The 18,573-nt window shown below is 65.6% G+C and carries 13 protein-coding genes; 4 read left to right on the forward strand and 9 right to left on the reverse strand.

Translation table 11 applies throughout. From position 1 onward, the window contains the following. Nucleotides 1-116: 116 nt before the first annotated feature. Nucleotides 117-1,691 carry a CocE/NonD family hydrolase gene (locus tag GIW57_RS11565; RefSeq protein WP_236510895.1) on the forward strand — a complete coding sequence of 525 codons (1,575 nt, stop codon included), beginning with the start codon at nt 117-119 and terminating at the stop codon, nt 1,689-1,691. A 126-nt stretch (nt 1,692-1,817) separates the two neighbouring features. On the opposite strand, the gene GIW57_RS11570 is transcribed toward GIW57_RS11565, so the two are convergent. Both GIW57_RS11570 and GIW57_RS11575 read right to left on the reverse strand, forming a co-directional pair. Continuing rightward, on the reverse strand, nt 1,818-3,479 hold the full coding sequence (locus tag GIW57_RS11570; RefSeq protein ID WP_236510898.1) for a fatty acid--CoA ligase: 1,662 nt from the start codon (nt 3,477-3,479) through the stop codon (nt 1,818-1,820). Between the two features lie 24 nt (nt 3,480-3,503). Beyond that, nucleotides 3,504-5,357, reverse strand: coding sequence for a D-(-)-3-hydroxybutyrate oligomer hydrolase (locus GIW57_RS11575; RefSeq protein ID WP_236510900.1), 1,854 nt, complete (start codon nt 5,355-5,357; stop codon nt 3,504-3,506). Between the two features lie 88 nt (nt 5,358-5,445). On the opposite strand from GIW57_RS11575, the gene GIW57_RS11580 reads away from it, so the two are divergent. Then, the gene (locus GIW57_RS11580; protein WP_099818522.1) at nt 5,446-6,120 is read left to right on the forward strand and encodes a response regulator transcription factor; all 675 of its coding nucleotides are present in this window, start codon (nt 5,446-5,448) and stop codon (nt 6,118-6,120) included. Between the two features lie 7 nt (nt 6,121-6,127). On the opposite strand, the gene GIW57_RS11585 is transcribed toward GIW57_RS11580, so the two are convergent. From GIW57_RS11585 to GIW57_RS11600, 4 genes are all read right to left on the reverse strand, one after another. Then, a complete protein-coding gene (locus GIW57_RS11585) occupies nt 6,128-9,460 on the reverse strand; it encodes a PAS-domain containing protein (protein ID WP_236510902.1) in 3,333 nt (1,110 codons plus the stop codon). 70 nt (nt 9,461-9,530) lie between these two features. Beyond that, nucleotides 9,531-10,016, reverse strand: coding sequence for a MaoC family dehydratase (locus GIW57_RS11590; RefSeq protein ID WP_236510906.1), 486 nt, complete (start codon nt 10,014-10,016; stop codon nt 9,531-9,533). After that, nucleotides 10,013-10,891 carry an alpha/beta hydrolase gene (locus GIW57_RS11595; RefSeq protein WP_236510909.1) on the reverse strand — a complete coding sequence of 293 codons (879 nt, stop codon included), beginning with the start codon at nt 10,889-10,891 and terminating at the stop codon, nt 10,013-10,015. The genes GIW57_RS11590 and GIW57_RS11595 overlap by 4 nt, the downstream gene beginning before the upstream one ends. Before the next feature lie 11 nt (nt 10,892-10,902). Further along, entirely contained in the window at nt 10,903-13,077 is a 2,175-nt protein-coding gene (locus GIW57_RS11600; protein WP_100465762.1) for a TonB-dependent receptor, read from the reverse strand. Between the two features lie 170 nt (nt 13,078-13,247). Here GIW57_RS11600 and GIW57_RS11605 point away from each other — a divergent pair, with 170 nt between their 5' ends. Both GIW57_RS11605 and GIW57_RS11610 read left to right on the forward strand, forming a co-directional pair. Further along, the gene (locus GIW57_RS11605; RefSeq protein ID WP_100465454.1) at nt 13,248-14,651 is read left to right on the forward strand and encodes a GntP family permease; all 1,404 of its coding nucleotides are present in this window, start codon (nt 13,248-13,250) and stop codon (nt 14,649-14,651) included. An 87-nt stretch (nt 14,652-14,738) separates the two neighbouring features. Next, on the forward strand, nt 14,739-15,743 hold the full coding sequence (locus GIW57_RS11610; protein ID WP_236510912.1) for a PHB depolymerase family esterase: 1,005 nt from the start codon (nt 14,739-14,741) through the stop codon (nt 15,741-15,743). A 118-nt stretch (nt 15,744-15,861) separates the two neighbouring features. Here GIW57_RS11610 and GIW57_RS11615 read toward each other — a convergent pair whose 3' ends face one another. Genes GIW57_RS11615 through msuE form a run of 3 tightly spaced genes read right to left on the reverse strand, consistent with a single transcriptional unit; the run spans nt 15,862 to nt 18,558 of the window. Then, the gene (locus GIW57_RS11615) at nt 15,862-16,902 is read right to left on the reverse strand and encodes a methionine synthase (protein ID WP_236510915.1); all 1,041 of its coding nucleotides are present in this window, start codon (nt 16,900-16,902) and stop codon (nt 15,862-15,864) included. Between the two features lie 39 nt (nt 16,903-16,941). Beyond that, nucleotides 16,942-17,919 (reverse strand): DUF1852 domain-containing protein, encoded by a 978-nt coding sequence (locus GIW57_RS11620; RefSeq protein ID WP_100465451.1) that lies wholly within the window; start codon nt 17,917-17,919, stop codon nt 16,942-16,944. 57 nt (nt 17,920-17,976) lie between these two features. Further along, nucleotides 17,977-18,558, reverse strand: coding sequence for an FMN reductase (msuE, locus tag GIW57_RS11625; RefSeq protein WP_100465450.1), 582 nt, complete (start codon nt 18,556-18,558; stop codon nt 17,977-17,979). Nucleotides 18,559-18,573 lie beyond the last annotated feature (15 nt).

Below are 18,573 nucleotides of genomic sequence, written 5' to 3' on the forward strand. Positions count from 1 at the left end.
GGCACTCGGTGTGGGGTGGCGGGCCCGCCACCCCATGTTGCGGCGCAAGGTGTCAGCCACCATTCGCACTGGTACGGTCCAACCCGTTGCACCACCAACGACGGGGAGAGACGACGATGCGCAAGGTATTGCTGCTGTTGATCCTGCTGACCGGACTGGCGCCCACCGCATGGGCCGCCACGGTCAAGACCACCCACCGCACCGTTCCCAGCTGGGACGGCACACCCCTCGGGGTCTTTGTCATCGAACCCCAGGACGCGGGTAGCGGCAAGTACCCGCTGTTGGTGATGCCCAGCAGCTGGGCGGTGCCCAGTGTGGAGTACGTAGGGGTCGCACAGTCGCTGGCCAAGCGCGGCTACGTGGTCATCAGCTACAGCTCGCGCGGCTTCTGGGAGTCCGGCGGGGCCATCGACATCGCCGGGCCAGCCACGGTCGAGGATGTCAGCGCATTGATCGACTGGGCGCTGGACAACACCCAGGCCGACCCGGCGCGGATCGGCGTCTCGGGCATCTCCTACGGCGCCGGCACCAGCCTGCTGGCGGCGGCACGCGATCCCCGCATCAAGGCAGTGGCCGCCCTCAGCGGATGGGCCGACCTGCAGGCGTCGCTGTACGCCAACGACACCCCCAGTGCACAGGGAATCGCACTGCTGGTGGCCGCCGGCATGGTCACCGGCCGCCCCGGGTCCGAACTGGCCACGATCAACCGCAACGTGGTGGTCGGCAACTATCAGGGCGCCGTGGAATCACTGCTGCCGGTGGCCGCGATCCGCAGCCCCGCTGCGAGCATCAACGAGATCAACGCCAACCAGCCGGCCGTATTCCTGGCCAATGCCTTCAACGACAGCCTGTTCCCGCCGGGTCAGCTGGTGGATTTCTTCAACCAGCTGAAAGGCCCCAAGCAGCTGCAGCTGCGCCACGGCGACCACGCCCTCAACGAGGCCCTGGGCGCACTGGGCATTCCCAACGAGGTCTATGACTCGGTGGGCGATTGGTTCGACCATTACCTCAAGGGCGTGACCAATGGCATCGACCGCGAACCGGCGGTGCAGCTGAAGTCACAGAAGGGAAGCTGGAGCAGCTACCCGAACTGGCAGGCCACCAACAGTGGCGCGGTCAGCTACGCGTTGACCGCACCCGGCGGCCTGCTTCTGCCCACCGGAGGCCTGGCTGAAAACGGGGGCAGCAATGGCTGGAACTACCGCATCGGCAGTGGCCTGCCTACCGCCGCCAATTCCGGCGTGGCGATGGTGTCGGGCTCGCTGCAGATGATCAATCTTCCGCCGGGTGCATACGTGCCTTTCATCGGGCGCAACGCTGCAGGCGTCTGGCAGGGGCCGATCTACTGGAACGCACGCCGTCTGGACGGTGCGCCGGAAGTGCGCGTGACCGTCACTCCCAGCCGTGCCAACACCACGCTGTATGCCTACCTGTACGCGGAAGATGTGCTGGGCAATGGCCAGCTGATCAGCCACAAGCCGTACACTCTGCGCGGCGTTGCGCCGGGCCAGGCGGCCACCCTCGATCTTCGGTTGGAAGCGAGCAGCTGGAACATTCCAGCGGGCAGCCGCCTGACGCTGGTGGTCGATACGGTGGACCTGCGTTATGCAGGCATCAGCCAGTTGGGCGGGGCGGTGACCTTCAGTTCCCCGACGTCCGCGCCATCGGTGCTGAAGGTGCCGTTGCATTGAATCCATGCCGCGCCCGCTACCGCGGGCGCGGTGCGTGGCGCGGAATCAGTGCGGACGTGAGGCCAGCAGCTCGCCTTGCATCCGCCCGCAACGCTTGCGTGTTCTGCTTGCAGAAGAGCTTCCGCGTCAGCGGCGCTCATCAACCGGCGTCATGTCATGCAGCCCACGCAGCTTTTTCTTGTTGATCTTGCCCACGCTGGTGCGTTCCAGCGAATCAACGAAGCTGACGCGGTCGGGGATCGCGTAGCGGGAGATGTCGCCTGAGCGGCTGCGTGCGGCGACCAGTTCGATGATCTCTGCTTCGGTCACATCGCTGCCGGGCTGCCGGACCACCAGCGGCAGCGGTCGCTCACCCCATTTCGTATCGCTGATGCCGATCACGGCGACCTCGTTGACCGCAGGATGCAGGGCGATGATGTCCTCCAGGGCGAGCGAGGAGATCCATTCGCCGCCGGTCTTGATCACATCCTTGATGCGGTCGGCCACGCGCAGGTAGCCGCCGCCATCGATGTTGCCGATGTCCCCGGTATGCAGGTAACCGCCCGCCCACAACGCCGTTGAAGCGTCCGGGTTGTGCAGATAACCCTGGGTGAGCCAGGGCGTGCGTGCCACCACTTCGCCGGTAGCGACGCCATCGTGGGCAACGTCGTTCATGTCTTCGTCCACGATGCGCAGATCCACCAATGGCACCGGGATGCCGGCCTTGGTACGCAGCGACAGCTCCTCATCCGGGTCGTCCAGGGCGTGGGCATCGATCTGCGCGACGGTGAGCAGGGGGCAGGTTTCGGACATGCCGTAGCCGCCGAAGATATCGATGCCACGGGCCAGTGCCTGCTGCGCCAGTGCCCGCGGCAGTGCCGCACCGCCGATGATCACTTTCCAGCTGCGCAGATCGGTATCGGCCGCGGTGGCATGGCCCAGCAGCATATGCAGGATGGTCGGCACGCAGTGCGAGAACGTCACTTTCTCGCGGGCGATCAGCGCCAGTAGCTTGCCCGGCAGATAACGCCCAGGGTAGACCTGCTTGATGCCCAGCAGCGTAGCCACGTAAGGCATGCCCCAGGCGTGGACATGGAACATCGGGGTGATCGGCATGTAGACGTCGTCGCGGTGCAGGCGCCCCTGGCTGGACGCGCTGCCGAGTGCGGCCATCGCCGCAAGCGAGTGCAGCACCAGTTGCCGATGGCTGAAATACACCCCTTTGGGCAGGCCCGTGGTGCCGGTCGTATAGAACGTCGTGGCGCGGGTGTTCTCGTCGAAGTCCGGGAAGCTGATGATGGGCGTGGCCTCGCGCAGTCCGGCTTCATACTCGGTCACGAAGCCCGCTGGCAGCGGGCCAACCTCATCGGCCAGCAGAATGCGCGTGCGCAGATCCGGCAACTGTTCGTCGATGGCTTCCAGCACCGGCAGGAATTCGCGGTTGGCCAGGAGTACCCGCGCGCAGCTGTGATTGAGCGTATAGGCAATCTGCTCAGGCGCCAGGCGGACGTTCACCATCATCAGCACCGCTCCGATCATCGGCACGGCGAAATAGCTTTCCAGATAGCGGTTGCTGTCCCAATCCATCACTGCCACGGTATCGCCGCGCTTTACCCCCAACGAGGTCAGCAGCCCGGCCAACTGTCCGATGCGCGCCTGCAGGGTGCGGTAGTCGAAGCGGACCTTGTCGCCGTAGACGATCTCCTGCTGTGGTCGCACCGCCAGCGGCGTGAGCAGCAACTGCTTGATCAGCAGGGGATAGGCATTGGCCTCGGCGGCGGGCGCGTCTGTAGCGGTTGCGGACGACATGGGGGCTTCCTGGTGGACGGCGTGTCAGCGGCTGGAGATGGCCGGGACCGCGGGAATGGACAGCTGCTCGCGCAGCAAGGGTGCTTCCGCGCGTGGCGTTGGCTGGATCAATGCATCCTGTGGCAGTGCGCGCGCCCGATCCTCAAGGTGATCCCATACCTGGTCCAGCGCCGCGAACAGGTAGGGCAGCAGTGGTACGTAGCGCTTGCGGTAGTCCGGGAAGGCCAGCAGCGAGTCGAAGTGCTGTGCGTTGTTTACCCGCCAATAGGCGATCTGCGCACCTGCCTTGCGCGCAAGTGGCACATACCGATCACTGGTCATGCTGATCGGCACCAGCCCATCGTCCAGGCCATGGATCACCACGATCGGCACACCGCGACGCGGCGCCTTGGCGGTGGCCGCAGCAATGCCGGCGCGCACCCGCTGCGCATCGGTGCTGTCGCCCTTGCCGAGCGCGCGCAGGCAATTCAGGCCGCGCAGTGGATCAGCTTCCACCCCGGCGGCATTGCCATCCACCAGCACCACGCCGTTGCCCGGCGGAATGCCGCTGCCCTCACTCCACCAGGTTGCCCGGGCCTCGGCGGCGGCCGCGCCGGGCCTGCCATCCGCCCCAGCGGCGGAGAAGCTGTACGCGCAGGGATGTTCGCCGGCGCCGTAGCGTCCATAGGCTGACGAATAAGTGACCGCGATGGCGCGCCACAGATCGAACCCGGTCGAGAACGCGCCGGCACGAAGTGCGTCGGCACTCAAGCCAGCGTCGAGCAGCAGCTGCCGTGCCGACCGTGCCTGTGCCGTAGCGTCATCACCCTGCACCAACCCGGCGGATTTCAGCATGGCACATCGCTGGGTCCACACCGGCACGGCCTGCGCCGACATCGGCGGTTGCGGCAGATCGTCCTCTGCCAGCAGGGCACAGGGCATCAACAACGCGGCCTGGGTAACGAAGTCGTACAGCGGCGGTGCGCCTGCCACCGAGACATTGGGTTCGCCGGCCACCATCGCATCGAACCAGTCGCCGTCGATCTCCGCCGCGCGCAGCACGGCGCCACCGCCATTGGATACACCCGCGCCCAGCGTGCGCGTGTTGGCCGCCGTGAATGGAGCGGATTCGGGGTAGGCGCGGTCCAGTACCTGCAGGCCGAACTGCAGCGCCTGCAGCAGATGCCGGCCCCAGTCTGCTTCCGGGTTGTCACCCGAATGGGCATGTTTGAAGGTGATTCCCTGCGTGGCTGCCGTACCCGCAGGAACAAAGGCCAGCGCGCTTTGGCTGGCGGGCGTGCCGTCGTCCTGGAAGCCCGTCTTGGCGTCCAGATCGTAGTAGTCACTGCCGGCGCCCTTGTCGGTATAGGCGACGGCGCAGCCGTGGGCCAGGCCCCAACTGCCGGCGACCGCAATCGCGCCATAGATGCCACGCGAGCCGGATGACGCAGCGACGACCAGGCAGCGTCGCGAGGCGTCGAAGTTGTCGGGTACCTGCACCAGCACGCGGTGGGGTTGGCGTGCGCCATCGATGCGCGCATAGGCCGAGAATTCGCGGCCGGGCACTGCCTGCAGGCTACCGTAGACATCGCCGAAACCACCGCCGGGAGTCAGGTCGGCAATACCACGCCAACTGCTCCAGATCGCACGGCGTCGGGCCTCGTCGGCGGTGGGCCGGGCCGGCTTGCTGAAGGCTGGCGCGGCTGCCGAGCGCAGGGCGTCGATGCCCAGTCCCGCGGTCAGCAGTTCATCGTTGCCGCGATGCACGGTTTCCCGCCACTGCTCGAACACCGGAACAGCAGTGATGGGGCGGGGCGCGGCAGCCTGGGCGGCGGAAATGCTGCCCACAAGCAGCGGCAGCGTGGCGCACAGCAGCATAACGGGGCGATGGATGTTCATTGCTCCACCCTAGCAATCCGGGCGGCGCACGCCAGCGTACCTTGGTACCCGTGCCCAACCGCAGGCGATTTGCTAACCTCCGCTGGACATGCCGACCCTCCTCATCGCCGACGACCACCCCTTGTTCCGCGCGGCGCTGCATCGTGCGGCCGAGGAGGCGGTGGCTGACCTGCAGATCAGCGAGGCCGATTCGCTGCACAGCGTGCTGGAAGCGATCGAGAGCCAGCAGATCGACCTGATGCTGCTGGACCTGCATATGCCGGGCAACCATGGTCTTGCCGGGCTGGCGACCATCCGTGCACTGCAACCGGGGCTGGCGATCATCATCGTCTCGGCCAATGAAGAGCCGCACGTGATCCGCCGCGCCATCGATCTGGGCGCAGCCGGCTATCTGCCCAAGAGTTCGGGGCTGACCGACCTGCAGTCCGCGCTGCAGACCGTGTTGGAAGGTGAGCGCTGGATTCCGGCGCTGCTGCGCGAGCCGGTGGCACGGGTAGCGCCCTTCAACAAGGACGCCGATCTTGCCGCGCGCTTGTCCAGCCTGTCCGCGCATCAGTACAAGGTGCTGAGCCTGGTGGCCGAAGGGCTGCTCAACAAGCAGATCGCCGACCGGCTGGGCGTGCAGCTGCGCACGGTCAAGGCGCACATGACCCGCATCATGGGCCGGCTGGGCGTGCGTAATCGTGCGCAGGCCATCCGTGTGCTGCACGAGATGGGGCTGAGCGATCCCTCGCGGCAGATCGAAGAGACGCAGGACGCCTGACCCTTGGTCAGGGTGTTGCCGTCGCGGCCGTTGCCAGCAGATGGTTGATCGCCCAGCGCAGTGCCAGCGGCTTGAACGGCTTGTTGAGCAGCGACAGGCCCACGTTGCGCACTGCCTCGCGGGTGTCGCTGCCGGTGTCGGCGCTGAGGATCACCGTCGGCCGTGTACCGTGGACGGCGACAAGGCGCTTCCACAGTGCGACGCCGGTATCGCCATCATCAAGGTGGTAGTCGAACAACCACAGTGCCGCTTCCTGCGCTGAAGCACCCAGCGCATTGACATCGCGCGCCGCGATGACATCGCAGCCCCACGAAAGCAGCATCTGTCGCATTGCCTCCAGGGCCTGCGGATCGTTGTCGACCACCAGCACGCGGATACCCTTGATGCTGCTGTTGCCAGCGGCGGGTTCAGTGCGCGGGGCCGCAGGCGGCGCTGCCCGCACCACGGTGATGGAGAAGGTCGAGCCGCGATCGAGCGCGCTCTGCAGTTGCAGCGGCGCGTGCAGCAGGTCGGCTATGCGGCTCGCGATGGTCAGGCCCAGACCAAGGCCCTGGCCGTTGCTGCGATCACCACGATGGAATTCCTCGAACACTACCGCCTGCTGCTCCGGCGCGATACCGGGTCCGCTGTCATGCACTCCGATCGACAGGTTTTGGCCATGCCGGCGCACGCCCAGCAGCACGCCGCCACGGCGGGTGTAGCGGATGGCATTGGCCAGGAAGTTCTGCAGCACCCGACGCAGCAGCAACGGGTCGCTGTGCACCCACGCGCGGGTCCGCACATGGCGGAACTGCAGGCCGCGCGCCGCCGCCAGAACGGCGAACTCCTGTGCAAGTGGATCCAGCACGGTCGACAGCGCGAACGGACGCGGATCGGCGACCAGTCCGCCGGCTTCCAGCCGCGAAATATCGAGCAGGCCCGACAGTAGATCGTCGGTGGAGTCCAGCGCGCCACGGATCTGGCGCAGGAAGCTGTCCAGGAACTCCGATTCGATGTGCTGCGACATGGCATCGGTCAGCAGCTGCGCCGCATGCAGGGGCTGGATCAGGTCGTGGCCGACAGCGGTCAGGAAGCGTGTCTTGGCCACGTTGGCTCGTTCGGCTTCATGCACGGCCTGCTCGAGCCGGGCAGTACGGTCCTGCACCCGGCGCTCCAGGGTTTCGTTGCTGCGCTTCAGCGCGTCCTCGGCCCGACGGAAAGCGGTGACATCGGTGAAGGTGGCCACGTAGCCGCCACCCGGCATCGGGTTGCCGCGGATTTCAACGATGGTGTTGTCCGGGAAGATCCGCTCGGACAGATGCGGGGTACCGCGCCGCATGTGCACCACCCGCCGTTGCAGCGCCTTGTCGCGCGAGTCGCCGGGGGCGTCGCCGATCTTCAGCTGTCCCAACGCCCACGCCGTCAGGTTCGACACCGGCTGTCCCACCTGCAGCAGCTCCGGCGGGAACTTGAACAGTGCGGCATAACGGCTGTTCCAGGCCACCAGCTGCAGTTGCGCATCGACCACGCTGATGCCCTGGCTCATGTTTTCCAAGGCGGCTTCCAGCAGGCGCTGGTTGAAGCGCAGCACCTGGGTGGCTTCGCCGACCGCGCGGGTAACGGCGTCCAGCGGTGCAGCGCCACCATCGCGGGCGGCCTCCACCAGCAGGCGTGCCATGCCCGCACCGACCACGGCGGTCAGCTCGCGCTCGATGGCGGTGACCCGCTCGTCATCCAGCATCTGCCCGGCGTGTCCGTCCATCAGTTGCCGCGCCCGTTCCTGGCCGAGGAAGCGACCGGCGGTCTTGCGCAGCGACGCGGCGGCGACCGCGTCGCGCTGCCGTGGCAGCGAGGGACGCACCGCACGCGACACCAGCACAACGGTCGCCAGGTTGACCGCCAGGCTCGCCCCCATGCTGATGGCGATATGGCCAGGCTGCATGCGCAGCGAGAACATCGCCAGCCAGTGCAGCCCGTCGGGGCTGGCCGACGGTGGCGGGGCGGGGATCACCATCGGCAGCAGCACCAGCCACAGCCAGACCAGTGAACCCAGCACGATGCCGGCGATGATGGCCGGGGAGGGCGTACGCGGACGGTACACCGCCAGCAGTACTGCCGGTGCCAGCTGGGAGAGCGCGGTGAACGACATCAGGCCGAAATCGCTGAGCGCCTCGGTGCCGCTCATCGCGCGGCTGTACAGCCACGACATCAGGAACACGGCGAGGATGCCGGCGCGACGGAAGGCCAGCACCCGCGGTCGCAGATCGGCGCCACTGCTGAAGCCATTGACCCCGCTCAGCAGGCGTGAACCCACGCCGTGGTTGCCGAGCATGATCGACAGCGTCAGCCCGGACAGGATCATCATGCCGGTGGCCGCGCTCAGGCTGCCCAGGTATGCCAGCAGCGCCAGCAGGTGGTGGCCGCGTTCCTGCGGCAGGGCCAGGACATACAGGTCGGGCGATACCGAAGGCGGCAACTGTGCTGCACCGGCCAGCGCCATCGGCACAGACGGCAGGCCGATCAACAGCAGGTACACCGGGAACAGCCAGCGCGCTGTCTTCAGGTCCGACGACTGCCGCAGTTCGACCACGCCCACGTGGAACTGATGGGGCAGGGTGAACGCGGCCATCGCACCGAGCGCCACCATGGTCAGGTAATCCGGCACCACTGCCGGCGACGGCAGGTGCGCCATCTTCTCAAGCAGCGGCGCGCCGGCCTTGTGCACCGAGAGCGCGGCATACAGGCCGATCGCCAGCAGTGCTGTCAGCTTCAACAGCGATTCCAGGCCCAGCGCGACCACGATGCCTCGGTTGTGTTCGGTGGCCGACGCCTTGCGTGCGCCGAACAACGTGGTGAACGCCGCCATCGTCAGCGCGAACCAGAACGACACGTCCAGCTGCCAGCCAACGGGCGCGAACTGATCGCCAAGCAAGGCGGCAAGACCCTGGCTGACTGCTTTGAGCTGCAGTGCGATGTAGGGAATGATGCCGAACAGTGCGACCAGGGTGATGGTGATGCCCAGCCCTTGATCGGCACGCAGGCGCGCCACCACAAGATCGGCGATGGTGGCACTGTTGTGCTGTTTGGCCAGTCGCCCCAGCCGCACCAGGAAGGGCAGGCCGAAGGCAAAAATGAGCGCCATGCCGATCAGTGTCGGCGGAATGGCGAAGCCCCATTGCACGCCCTGCGAGGCGGCCCCGTAATAGGTCCATGCCGTGCAGTGCACGCCCAGCGACAGCGCGTAGATGGCCGGCCAGACCTTTGACAGCCGGTGCCCCTGGCGTTCCCCCCAGAGGGCGACGCCAAACAGCAGCACGGTCCACGCGATGCAGGCGAACAGGACGATGGAGGGCGTCAACATCGCTCCAGTGTAGAGAGAACCGAGCCCGGCGGGCAGCGGGCCGGTGCTGCACTGCGGGGGTAGGGCGGCGTTAGTCGGCGAGCACGATCAGCGACAGCTGTTCGGCGACCACGGCCACCTCATCGGTGGGGATCACTTCCACCGTCTTCTGCTGGGCCAGCAGCCACTGCCCGGGCCTGCGTGCTTCCAGTGACAGCAGCTGCGAGCGCACCCGCACCTCGGAACCGCTGGGCACCGGCGCCAGGAAGCGGACCTTGTTCAACCCGTAGTTGAGTACGTGGGCGATGCCGGGAAAACCGGCCAGGGCCGCCACATCGTCCTCGACGGTAAGCGAGAGCAGGAGGAAACCATGCGCGATGGTCTGCCCACCCGGCAGGCCGGTCTGGGCGCGTGCCGGATCGGTGTGGATCCAGTTGTGGTCACCGGTGGCGTCGGCGAAAGCATCGATGCGCGACTGCGCGATGCGCGTGCTGGCGCTCAGCCGCTCGCTTGCCGCCCATTGCCGCAGTGCCTGTAGCGCAGCAGGCAACTCATACGTTGAAACGTCGGCAGTCATCGCACGCGCTCCAGCAATGACAGGATCGCTTCACGCGCCTCGGGCTCGGACAACATCGGGGCATGGCCCACCTCCGGCACTTCAACGAGGCGGGCGTTGGGCGAGGTGGCGGCCATCTGCCGCGCGACATCGGCAGGCAGGATGTCCGACAACGCCCCACGAACGACCAGCACCGGCACGCGTGCAGTCAGGCCACGCACCGCGCGCCACAGCACCGGGCGCAGCAGCCACAGCACCCACGGACGGGTTGTGCGGATCACCGCCGGGTCGTAGTCCAGTTCCAGCAGGCCATCGCTGCGTTGGCGGAAGGTGCGTACGGCCATCGCCCGCCAGTCGTCGGTGGTGAAGCGCGGGAACGCAGCCTTGCCGATGGACTCCACATAGCTCGTGGCCTGTGCCAGGTCCATCGGTGGCACGGGCTTGCCTGCGTACTTGCCGATCCGCGCCAGGGCTTCGCGCGGCACCTTGGGGCCGGCATCGTTCAGCACCGCCGCGGCGATCAGCCCGGGTGCACGCGAGGCCAGGGTGATGGTGACCAGCACCCCCAGCGAGGTGCCGACGAACACCGCCTTGTCGATGTTCTGCGACCGCAGCAGCGCCACCATGTCATCGGCATACGCGCGCGGGTTGTAGCTGGACGGGTCCAGCGCACGTTCCGAACCTGCGCGTCCACGCAGGTCAACGGCAATCACCCGCAAGCCGACGGCGGTCAGCGATTGCGCAAGAGCATCGAAGTCGGCGCCATTACGGGTCAAGCCGGGGATGCAGACCACCGTGCCACGGGGCGGTTGCCCCCCGTCCGGGGCGTGGTCGCGCGCATGCAGGCGCAGGCCATCGTCACTTTTCCAGTACAGGTCATCGTAAGACGGTGTCATGCAGAAGCTTCCTAGAAATCGTAACGGACGCTGAGGCTATATTGGCGCGGCGGCCCATAGAAACCAATCAGCGTGCCGACCGCCGGAATGTTGTAGCCGGTGGTGCGGTATTCCTTGTCGGCCAGGTTGGTGCCCTGCAGCGAGAACGTCCAGGCGTCATCAAGCTTCCAGACCACGCCGGCATTGACCAGCCCATAGCCATCCTGGCGGATCACCGGGCTCAGGTCGGTGGTCGGCCACACTTCGCTCTGGTAGCTGTAGCTCACCCGGGCGGACAGGTTGCTGCCATTGGCCAGGTCGGTGCGATACTCGACGTTCAACGCGCCCGAGAAGTCCGGTGCGTTGGTGAACTTCATCTGCTTGGCCACGTTGACGCCACGATCCATGTACTCGTCATACTTGGCATCCAGCCAGGCCAGGTTGCCGGAGATCAGCCAGTGCTGGCTGGGCAGGTACTGGTACTCGATCTCCAGGCCGTTGATGGTGCCGGCGCCGGCGTTGGTGAAGTCGCCGAAGAAGGCATCGTCGACGCCATCGCCATTGGTATCGATGCCGGTGAACACCGACAGCTGGATGTCCTTGTACTTGTTGTGGAACGCCGACAGGTTCAGGAACAGGCGCTGGTCGAGGAAGGCCATCTTGCTGCCGATCTCGAAGCTGTCCACGGTCTCGTCATCGAACGGCTCGGCTGAGCGGGGTACCGCCACGGCGTTGGCGCGGATGTTGTAGCCGCCGGACTTGAAGCCACGCGTGGCCAGACCGTAGACCATGATGTCCGGGGTGATCTGGTAGTCCAGCGACACCTTGGGCGAGATGTTCTTGAAGTTGGTCTTCTTGTCGAAATCCGCCGCCACCGCGATGGGCCTGCTGAAGGTCGCGTCGGCGTAGAAACGGTTCAATACGATCGCGCGCTTGTCCTCGTCGGTGTAGCGGGCGCCGACGTCCAGCTTCAGCTTGCTGGTCAGGTCGAAGGTCCAATCGGCATACAGCGCGATGCTGTCGGTCAGCACCTTGCCGCGGGTATCGCCGAACTGCAGGTTGAAGAAGTTGTTGCGGATCTGGCCGCCGGCTTCGCCACTGAACTGGTACAGGCCGACCACGCCGCGCACGCGTCCACCGGCATCGTAGTTCAGCTGCACCTCGTTGCTGACCTGATCGTCGTGGTAAGTGCCACCCACATCGGCCAGCTTGACCGGCGTGCTGTCGAAGTCGATGTTCGCATCGCTGTCCGATTCGCGCTTGGCCACCACGTACTTCAGTGCAACATCCTCGCTGGGCCGCCAGTTCACCGTGGCCGAGGCGCCCTTGGTCTCCACGCTGTTGAGGTTGCGCATGCCCGAGCGGATGTCATAGCGGTCATCCATCGGCGGGTAGGCGCGCACGAACGGGTTGGGTGCCAGCATCTTCGAACCGCGCATGCCGGACTGGTCATCGATCCAGTCCAGGGCGAACTGCACATCGAAATCGTCACCCGCATACGCTCCCAGGTTGAAGCGTGCCGCATTGATCTGCTTGTCACTGACCGGTTGGTCGGTGAAGGTGTTCTCGCCGAAGCCGTCACGATTCATGCTGGCCACCGCCACGCGCGCACGCAGACCGCTATCGGCGCCACCGATCGGGCCGCCGATGGCAGCCTTGGCGTCGAGCTGGCTGTAGTTGCCCACGGTGATCTGGGCAAAGCCTTCTGTCTGGGTGGGCAGGCCGCGCGAGATGTACTTGATCGCACCGCCGATGGTGTTCTTGCCGTACAGCGTGCCCTGCGGACCGCGCAGAACTTCGATGCGCGAGACGTCGAACACGTCCAGCAACGCCCCCTGCGGGCGGGCAATGTAGACGTCGTCCAGGTAGATGCCTACGCCTGGGTCAGCGCCCCAGGTGGGGTCGGACTGGCCGACGCCGCGGATGTAGGCCGTGACCGTGCTGCTGGCGCCGCGCGCCGCGTAGATGGTCAGGTTGGGCACCTGTCCATCCAGGTCGCTGATGTCCTGGACGTTCATCTTGTCCAGGGCTTCGGAGGTAAAGGCAGTGACTGCAACCGGCACTTCCTGCAGGGTTTCCTCGCGCTTGCGCGCGGTCACCGTGATGCTGTCCAGGTTGGTCGCCGAAGCGGTCCTGCCCGCCGCCGGCGTGCCCTGCGGTGCGTCCTGCGCCAGAACCGGCCCGGTGGCCAACAGCGTGCTGATCATCAGGCTCAAGCAATTCCGTTTCATTCGGTCCTCCCCCAAGGCAGATGGCCCATTGCCACCCATGCTGCCTAGGCTAGCGGCGCCGTGGCACACCGGCGAGTGGACCTAGGTCCAGTCGGCAGCGGTCGCCAGATCCGGATACTGGGCGCGTCCCCACCTGGAAGCGCCGTATGTCGTTACTGATCGTACTTGCAGCGCTGGCCTTCCTCATTCTGGTGGCATACCGCGGTTACAGCGTGATCCTGTTCGCGCCCATCGCCGCGCTGGGCGCTGTGCTGCTGACCGACCCCTCGCTGGTGGCGCCGATGTTCACCGGTTTGTTCATGGACAAGATGGTTGGCTTCCTCAAGCTCTACTTCCCGGTGTTCCTGCTGGGCGCGGTGTTCGGCAAGCTGATCGAATTGTCCGGCTTCTCCCGCTCCATCGTCGGTGCCGCGATCCGGTTGTTCGGTGCGCAGCGGGCGATACTGTCGATCGTGCTGGTGTCGGGCCTGCTCACCTATGGCGGCGTGTCCTTGTTCGTGGTGGTGTTTGCGGTCTACCCGTTCGCGGCGGAAATGTTCCGCCAGAGCAACATCCCCAAGCGCCTGATTCCGGCCACGCTGGCGGTGGGCGGCTTCAGCTTCACCATGGACGCGCTGCCGGGGACGCCGCAGATCCAGAACATCATTCCCACCACGTTCTTCGGCACCGATACCTGGGCGGCACCCGTGCTGGGCACGCTTGGCGGCATTTTCGTGTTGGTGGTTGGCTTGGTTTACCTCGAGTGGCGCCGTCGCGTTGCGCTACGCAGTGGCGAGGGCTACGGCGATCCGGCCACCCTGGTGAACGAACCCACACCATTCGCCGGCACCCACCTGGCACATGCAGGCATTGCCGTGCTGCCGCTGCTGCTGGTGTTCGTCTCCAACAAGCTGTTCACCCTGGGCATGCCGCACTGGTACGGCGCCGAGCACAGCTTCGTACCGTCGATCATGGGCAGCGCCGCGCCCGTGGTACAGGACGTGGCGAAGATCACCGCAATCTGGGCCGTGCTGGGTGCGCTGCTGGTTGGCATCCTGTCGGTGCTGGCGCTGGCCTGGCGTCCGGTGGTCACCCAGTTTGCAGAGGGCACCAAGGCGGCGATCGGTGGTGCAGTGCTGGCAGCCATGAATACCGCTTCCGAGTATGGCTTCGGCGCGGTCATCGCCGCGCTGCCGGGTTTCATGGTGGTGGCCAATGCGCTGGGTTCCATCAAGGATCCGCTGCTGCACGAAGCGGTGACCGTCACCGGTCTGGCCGGTGTCACCGGCTCTGCATCGGGCGGCATGAGCATCGCCCTGGCGGCCATGTCGGAGACCTTCATCGCCAACGCGCAGGCCGCCGGCATCCCGATGGAGGTGCTGCATCGTGTTGCCGCGATGGCCTCCGGCGGCATGGACAGCCTGCCGCACAACGGTGCGGTCATCACCCTGCTGATGGTGACCGGTCTGACCCATCGCCAGGCCTACAAGGACATTTTCGCAGTAACCATCATCAAGACCCTCGCGGTGTTCGTGGTGATCGGCATCTATTACGCCACCGGCTGGGTTTGACAGCGGCGTCGCAGCACCCTCTGGAAGGTCGGTCCAAGAGGATTTCCGGTACCACTTCATCCACGACTCACGCATGAGGATCTGGTCATGAAATCTGGAATCGATTCAATCAAGGCGCTGATGCTGCTGTTGTGCACCTGGCTGGCCACGACGGGTACCGCATCTGCGGCAGACCCACCCGGGCATTGGGATGTTGGCCTGTACGGCAATCTGTTCGGCGCCCGCGAGTACCAGGTATGGGTGCCCGCCGGCTACGACCAAACGCAGCCGCTGCCCCTGTTGCTGGTGCTGCACGGCTGCGTGACCGGACCGAACCTGATGGGCGAGGCCTCCGGCTTCAACGAGGTGGCCGACACCGAGGGCTTCATCGTGGTCTACCCGCGGCAGAACGTAACCTCCAATCCGGCACGTTGCTGGAACTGGCAGCTGCCGATCAACCAGGCGCGCGACAGCGGCGAGGCCTCGATCCTGGCCGGCATCGTGGACAAGGTGAAAGCGGGCTACAGCATCGATCCGCATCGCGTGTACGTCACCGGCATTTCCGCTGGCGGGGCGATGACCTCGATCATGCTGGCCTGTTATTCGGATGTGTTCGCTGCGGGCGCGATCCATTCCGGTGGCATGTACAAGGGTGCGACCACGATCTCCGGCAGCGCCTACGCGCTGTTGGCCGGCAGCATCTACTCACCGGACAGCAACGGGCGACTGGCCTGGCAGTGCTCGGGCTCGCCGTCACCGCGACCGATCCCGGTGCTGGTGTTCCATGGCACCGCCGACGCCACGGTGAACCCGGTGAATGGACAGCAGGCCGTGCGCCAGTTCCTGCAGACCAATGACTTGGCCGACGATGGCCTGGACAACGACTCGGTGAAGTATGTGCCGACCAACACCTTCCACGGCCAGGTGCCGGGCGGGCGCGCCTACACGGTCGACACCTACACCTACGGCGGCAGGACGCTGGTCCAGCATTACGTGGTGCAGGGCATGGGGCATGCCTGGAGCGGCAGCCAGTCCGGGCTGCCGTTCACCGATCCCAAGGGGCCGGATGCCACGTTGATTACGTGGCTGTTCCTGAAGGATCAGCAGCGCTGAGTGTGGGGGGCAGGAGCAGGGGAGGCGGCGCAAGTGCGGGAGTGGAGGGCTCCCGCGCTGGCGCGCGGCCTTTGCCTGGGGAAGCCGGGCGCGTTCGACAGCATGCGCCCCGTCCCGCTCAGACCTGTGCCAGAAGCTCCTCGCGGATGATCTGTGCGCCTGCGCTGAGCGCGCGCAGCTTGCCCCGCGCCACCTCACGCGCCAGCGGCGCCATGCCGCAGTTGGTGCTTGGGTAGAGCTTGTCAGCGTCCACGAACTGCAGTGCTTTGCGCAGGGTGTTGGCCACGTCTTCCGGCGTTTCAACCGTATTGGACGCCACGTCGATGGCACCGACCATCACCTTCTTGCCGCGTACCAGCTCGATCAGGTCAATCGGCACATGCGAGTTGTGGCACTCCAGCGAAATGATGTCGATGCTGGAGGTCTGCAGCTTCGGGAACGATTCTTCATACTGGCGCCACTCCGAACCCAGCGTCTGCTTCCAGTCGGTGTTGGCCTTGATGCCGTAGCCATAGCAGATATGCACCGCGGTTTCGCACTTGAGCCCTTCGACCGCGCGCTCCAGAGCGGCTACACCCCAATCGTTCACTTCGTCGAAGAACACATTGAAGGCGGGCTCATCGAACTGGATGATGTCCACGCCGGCGGCCTCCAGTTCCTTCGCTTCCTCGTTGAGGATCTTCGCGAACTCCCAAGCCAGCTTTTCGCGGCTCTTGTAGTGCGCGTCATACAGGGTGTCGATCATGGTCATCGGGCCCGGCAGTGCCCATTTGATCGGCTGCGTGGTCTGCCTGCGCAGGAACTTCGCATCTTCCACAAACACCGGCTTCGGGCGGCTGACAGCGCTCACCACGGTGGGCACACTGGCGTCGTAGCGGTTGCGGATACGGACCGTTTCACGCTTCTCGAAATCGACACCACTGAGGTGTTCGATGAAGGTGGTGACGAAATGCTGCCGTGTCTGCTCGCCGTCACTGACGATGTCGATGCCGGCATGCTGCTGTTCCTGCAGGGACAGGCGCAGGGCATCCTGCTTGCCTTCAATCAGCGCTTCATCCTGCAGCTTCCAGGGCGACCAGAGTTTCTCGGGCTCCGCCAGCCAGGAGGGCTTGGGCAGGCTGCCGGCGGTGGAGGTGGGGAGCAGTTTCTTCGTCGACATTGCGTCTTGTGTCCTGGGGGCGAATGGAAAATCGATGGATCAGCGGGCGGCCCACTGCTCAAGCACGGCGCGATGCGGCTTGATGAAGTGCTCTTCAGTGAACTTTCCCTGCTTGACCGCGAGCTGGCTGCGCTCCTCGCGGTCGTAGACGATGCGGGTGGAGGAGTAGTCCTGATGCTTCAGGCTGGGCTGGTAGACCTTGCCGGCCACGGAATTGGCGTTGTAGATCTCCGGGCGGTAGATCTTCTGGAACGCTTCCATCGTACTGATGGTGCCGATCAGTTCCAGGTTCGAGTAGTCGCCCAGCAGGTCGCCCTGGAAGTAGAACGCCAGCGGCGCGACGCTGCCTGGGGGCATGAAATAACGCACCCGCAGGCCCATCTTGTCGAAGTACTGGTCGGTAGGGGAGAACTCGTCCTGGCGGTATTCCACGCCCAGGATGGGGTGGTGGTTCTCGGTGCGGTGGTAGGTCTTGCTGCTGGACACGCTGATGCAGATCACCGGTGCCTTGCTGAACTGCGCGCGGTAGGCGTCGGACTGCAGGAAGTGCTTGAACAGCTTGCCGTGCAGATCGCCAAAGTCTTCGGGAATGGAGAAGCTGTCCTTGCCCTCGTTGCTGGCGGGCAGTACCACGCTGAAATCGTAGTCACGCACATACGACGAGAAGTTGTTGCCGACAATGCCTTCGGTGCGCGCTCCGGTGTGCGTATCCACCAGGGTGGGGCGCAGCACTTCGATCAGCGGGAACGGATCGCTGCCATCGCTGCCATCGATGTGCATCTCCACCGAGATGATGTCCAGCTCCACCACGTAGCGATCGGCGTTGGGGTTGTCCCAGTGCGCCAGGTCGTTGCAGCGGTTGTTGATCATGCCGAGCGTGTTGCGCAGGTTCTCCTGGCGGGATGCGCCGCGGGCCAGGTTGGCGAAGTTGGTGGTGATGCGCGTGCCGTCAGCGGGCTGGTAATCCTCGTTGAAAGGAATACGGGTGATGCTGAAGGTGAAGTTGTTGGTTGTCATGGGCGGCGTTCCGGTTTGCGGGGTGACATCCGAGTGCAGGTCAATGGCATTCGGCGTTCAGAGAGCGGCAGCGGCCACAAGGGGAACAGGTGCTGCGCGATGGGAGAGGGCAAGCAACGGCGTGGCCCGCTGTACCGCCAGGCGCGCCCGCTGGATCAGCGCTTCGTCGTGTACGCGGCCGTCGGCGAAATCGCGGTCGGTCGCGTACACGCCCAAGGGCAGGGTGCGGGCCTGGAAGAAGCTGAAGAGCGGTCGCAGCTGGTGGTCGATCATCAGCGCGTGGCGCTCGCTGCCGCCGGTGGCGGCCAGCAGGATCGGCGTATCGACCAGCGCGTCCTGGTCGATGAAGTCGAAGAAGTGCTTGAACAGGCCGGTGTAAGAGCCGCGGTAGACCGGCGTGGCCACCACCAGAACATCGGCCTGCTCGACAGCGGCCAACTGCCGCTCCACGGTCTCGGGCAACTGCGAGCGCCAGAGCGCACCGGCCAACTGCGGCGCCAGCTCGCCCAGTTCAATCAGGTGCTGATCGCAGGGGACGACTTCGCCAATCAGGTCCAGCAGGTGCTCGGCCAGGGTCGCGGCCCTTGAAGGGCGCTGCAGCCCGCCGGAAACGGCGACGATACGGAGGGGGCGGGTCATCTCTTCGCTTTCAGC

The sequence above is a fragment of the Stenotrophomonas sp. PA-6-5C genome (assembly GCF_021605635.1).
GTDB classification, from domain to species: domain Bacteria; phylum Pseudomonadota; class Gammaproteobacteria; order Xanthomonadales; family Xanthomonadaceae; genus Stenotrophomonas; species Stenotrophomonas lactitubi.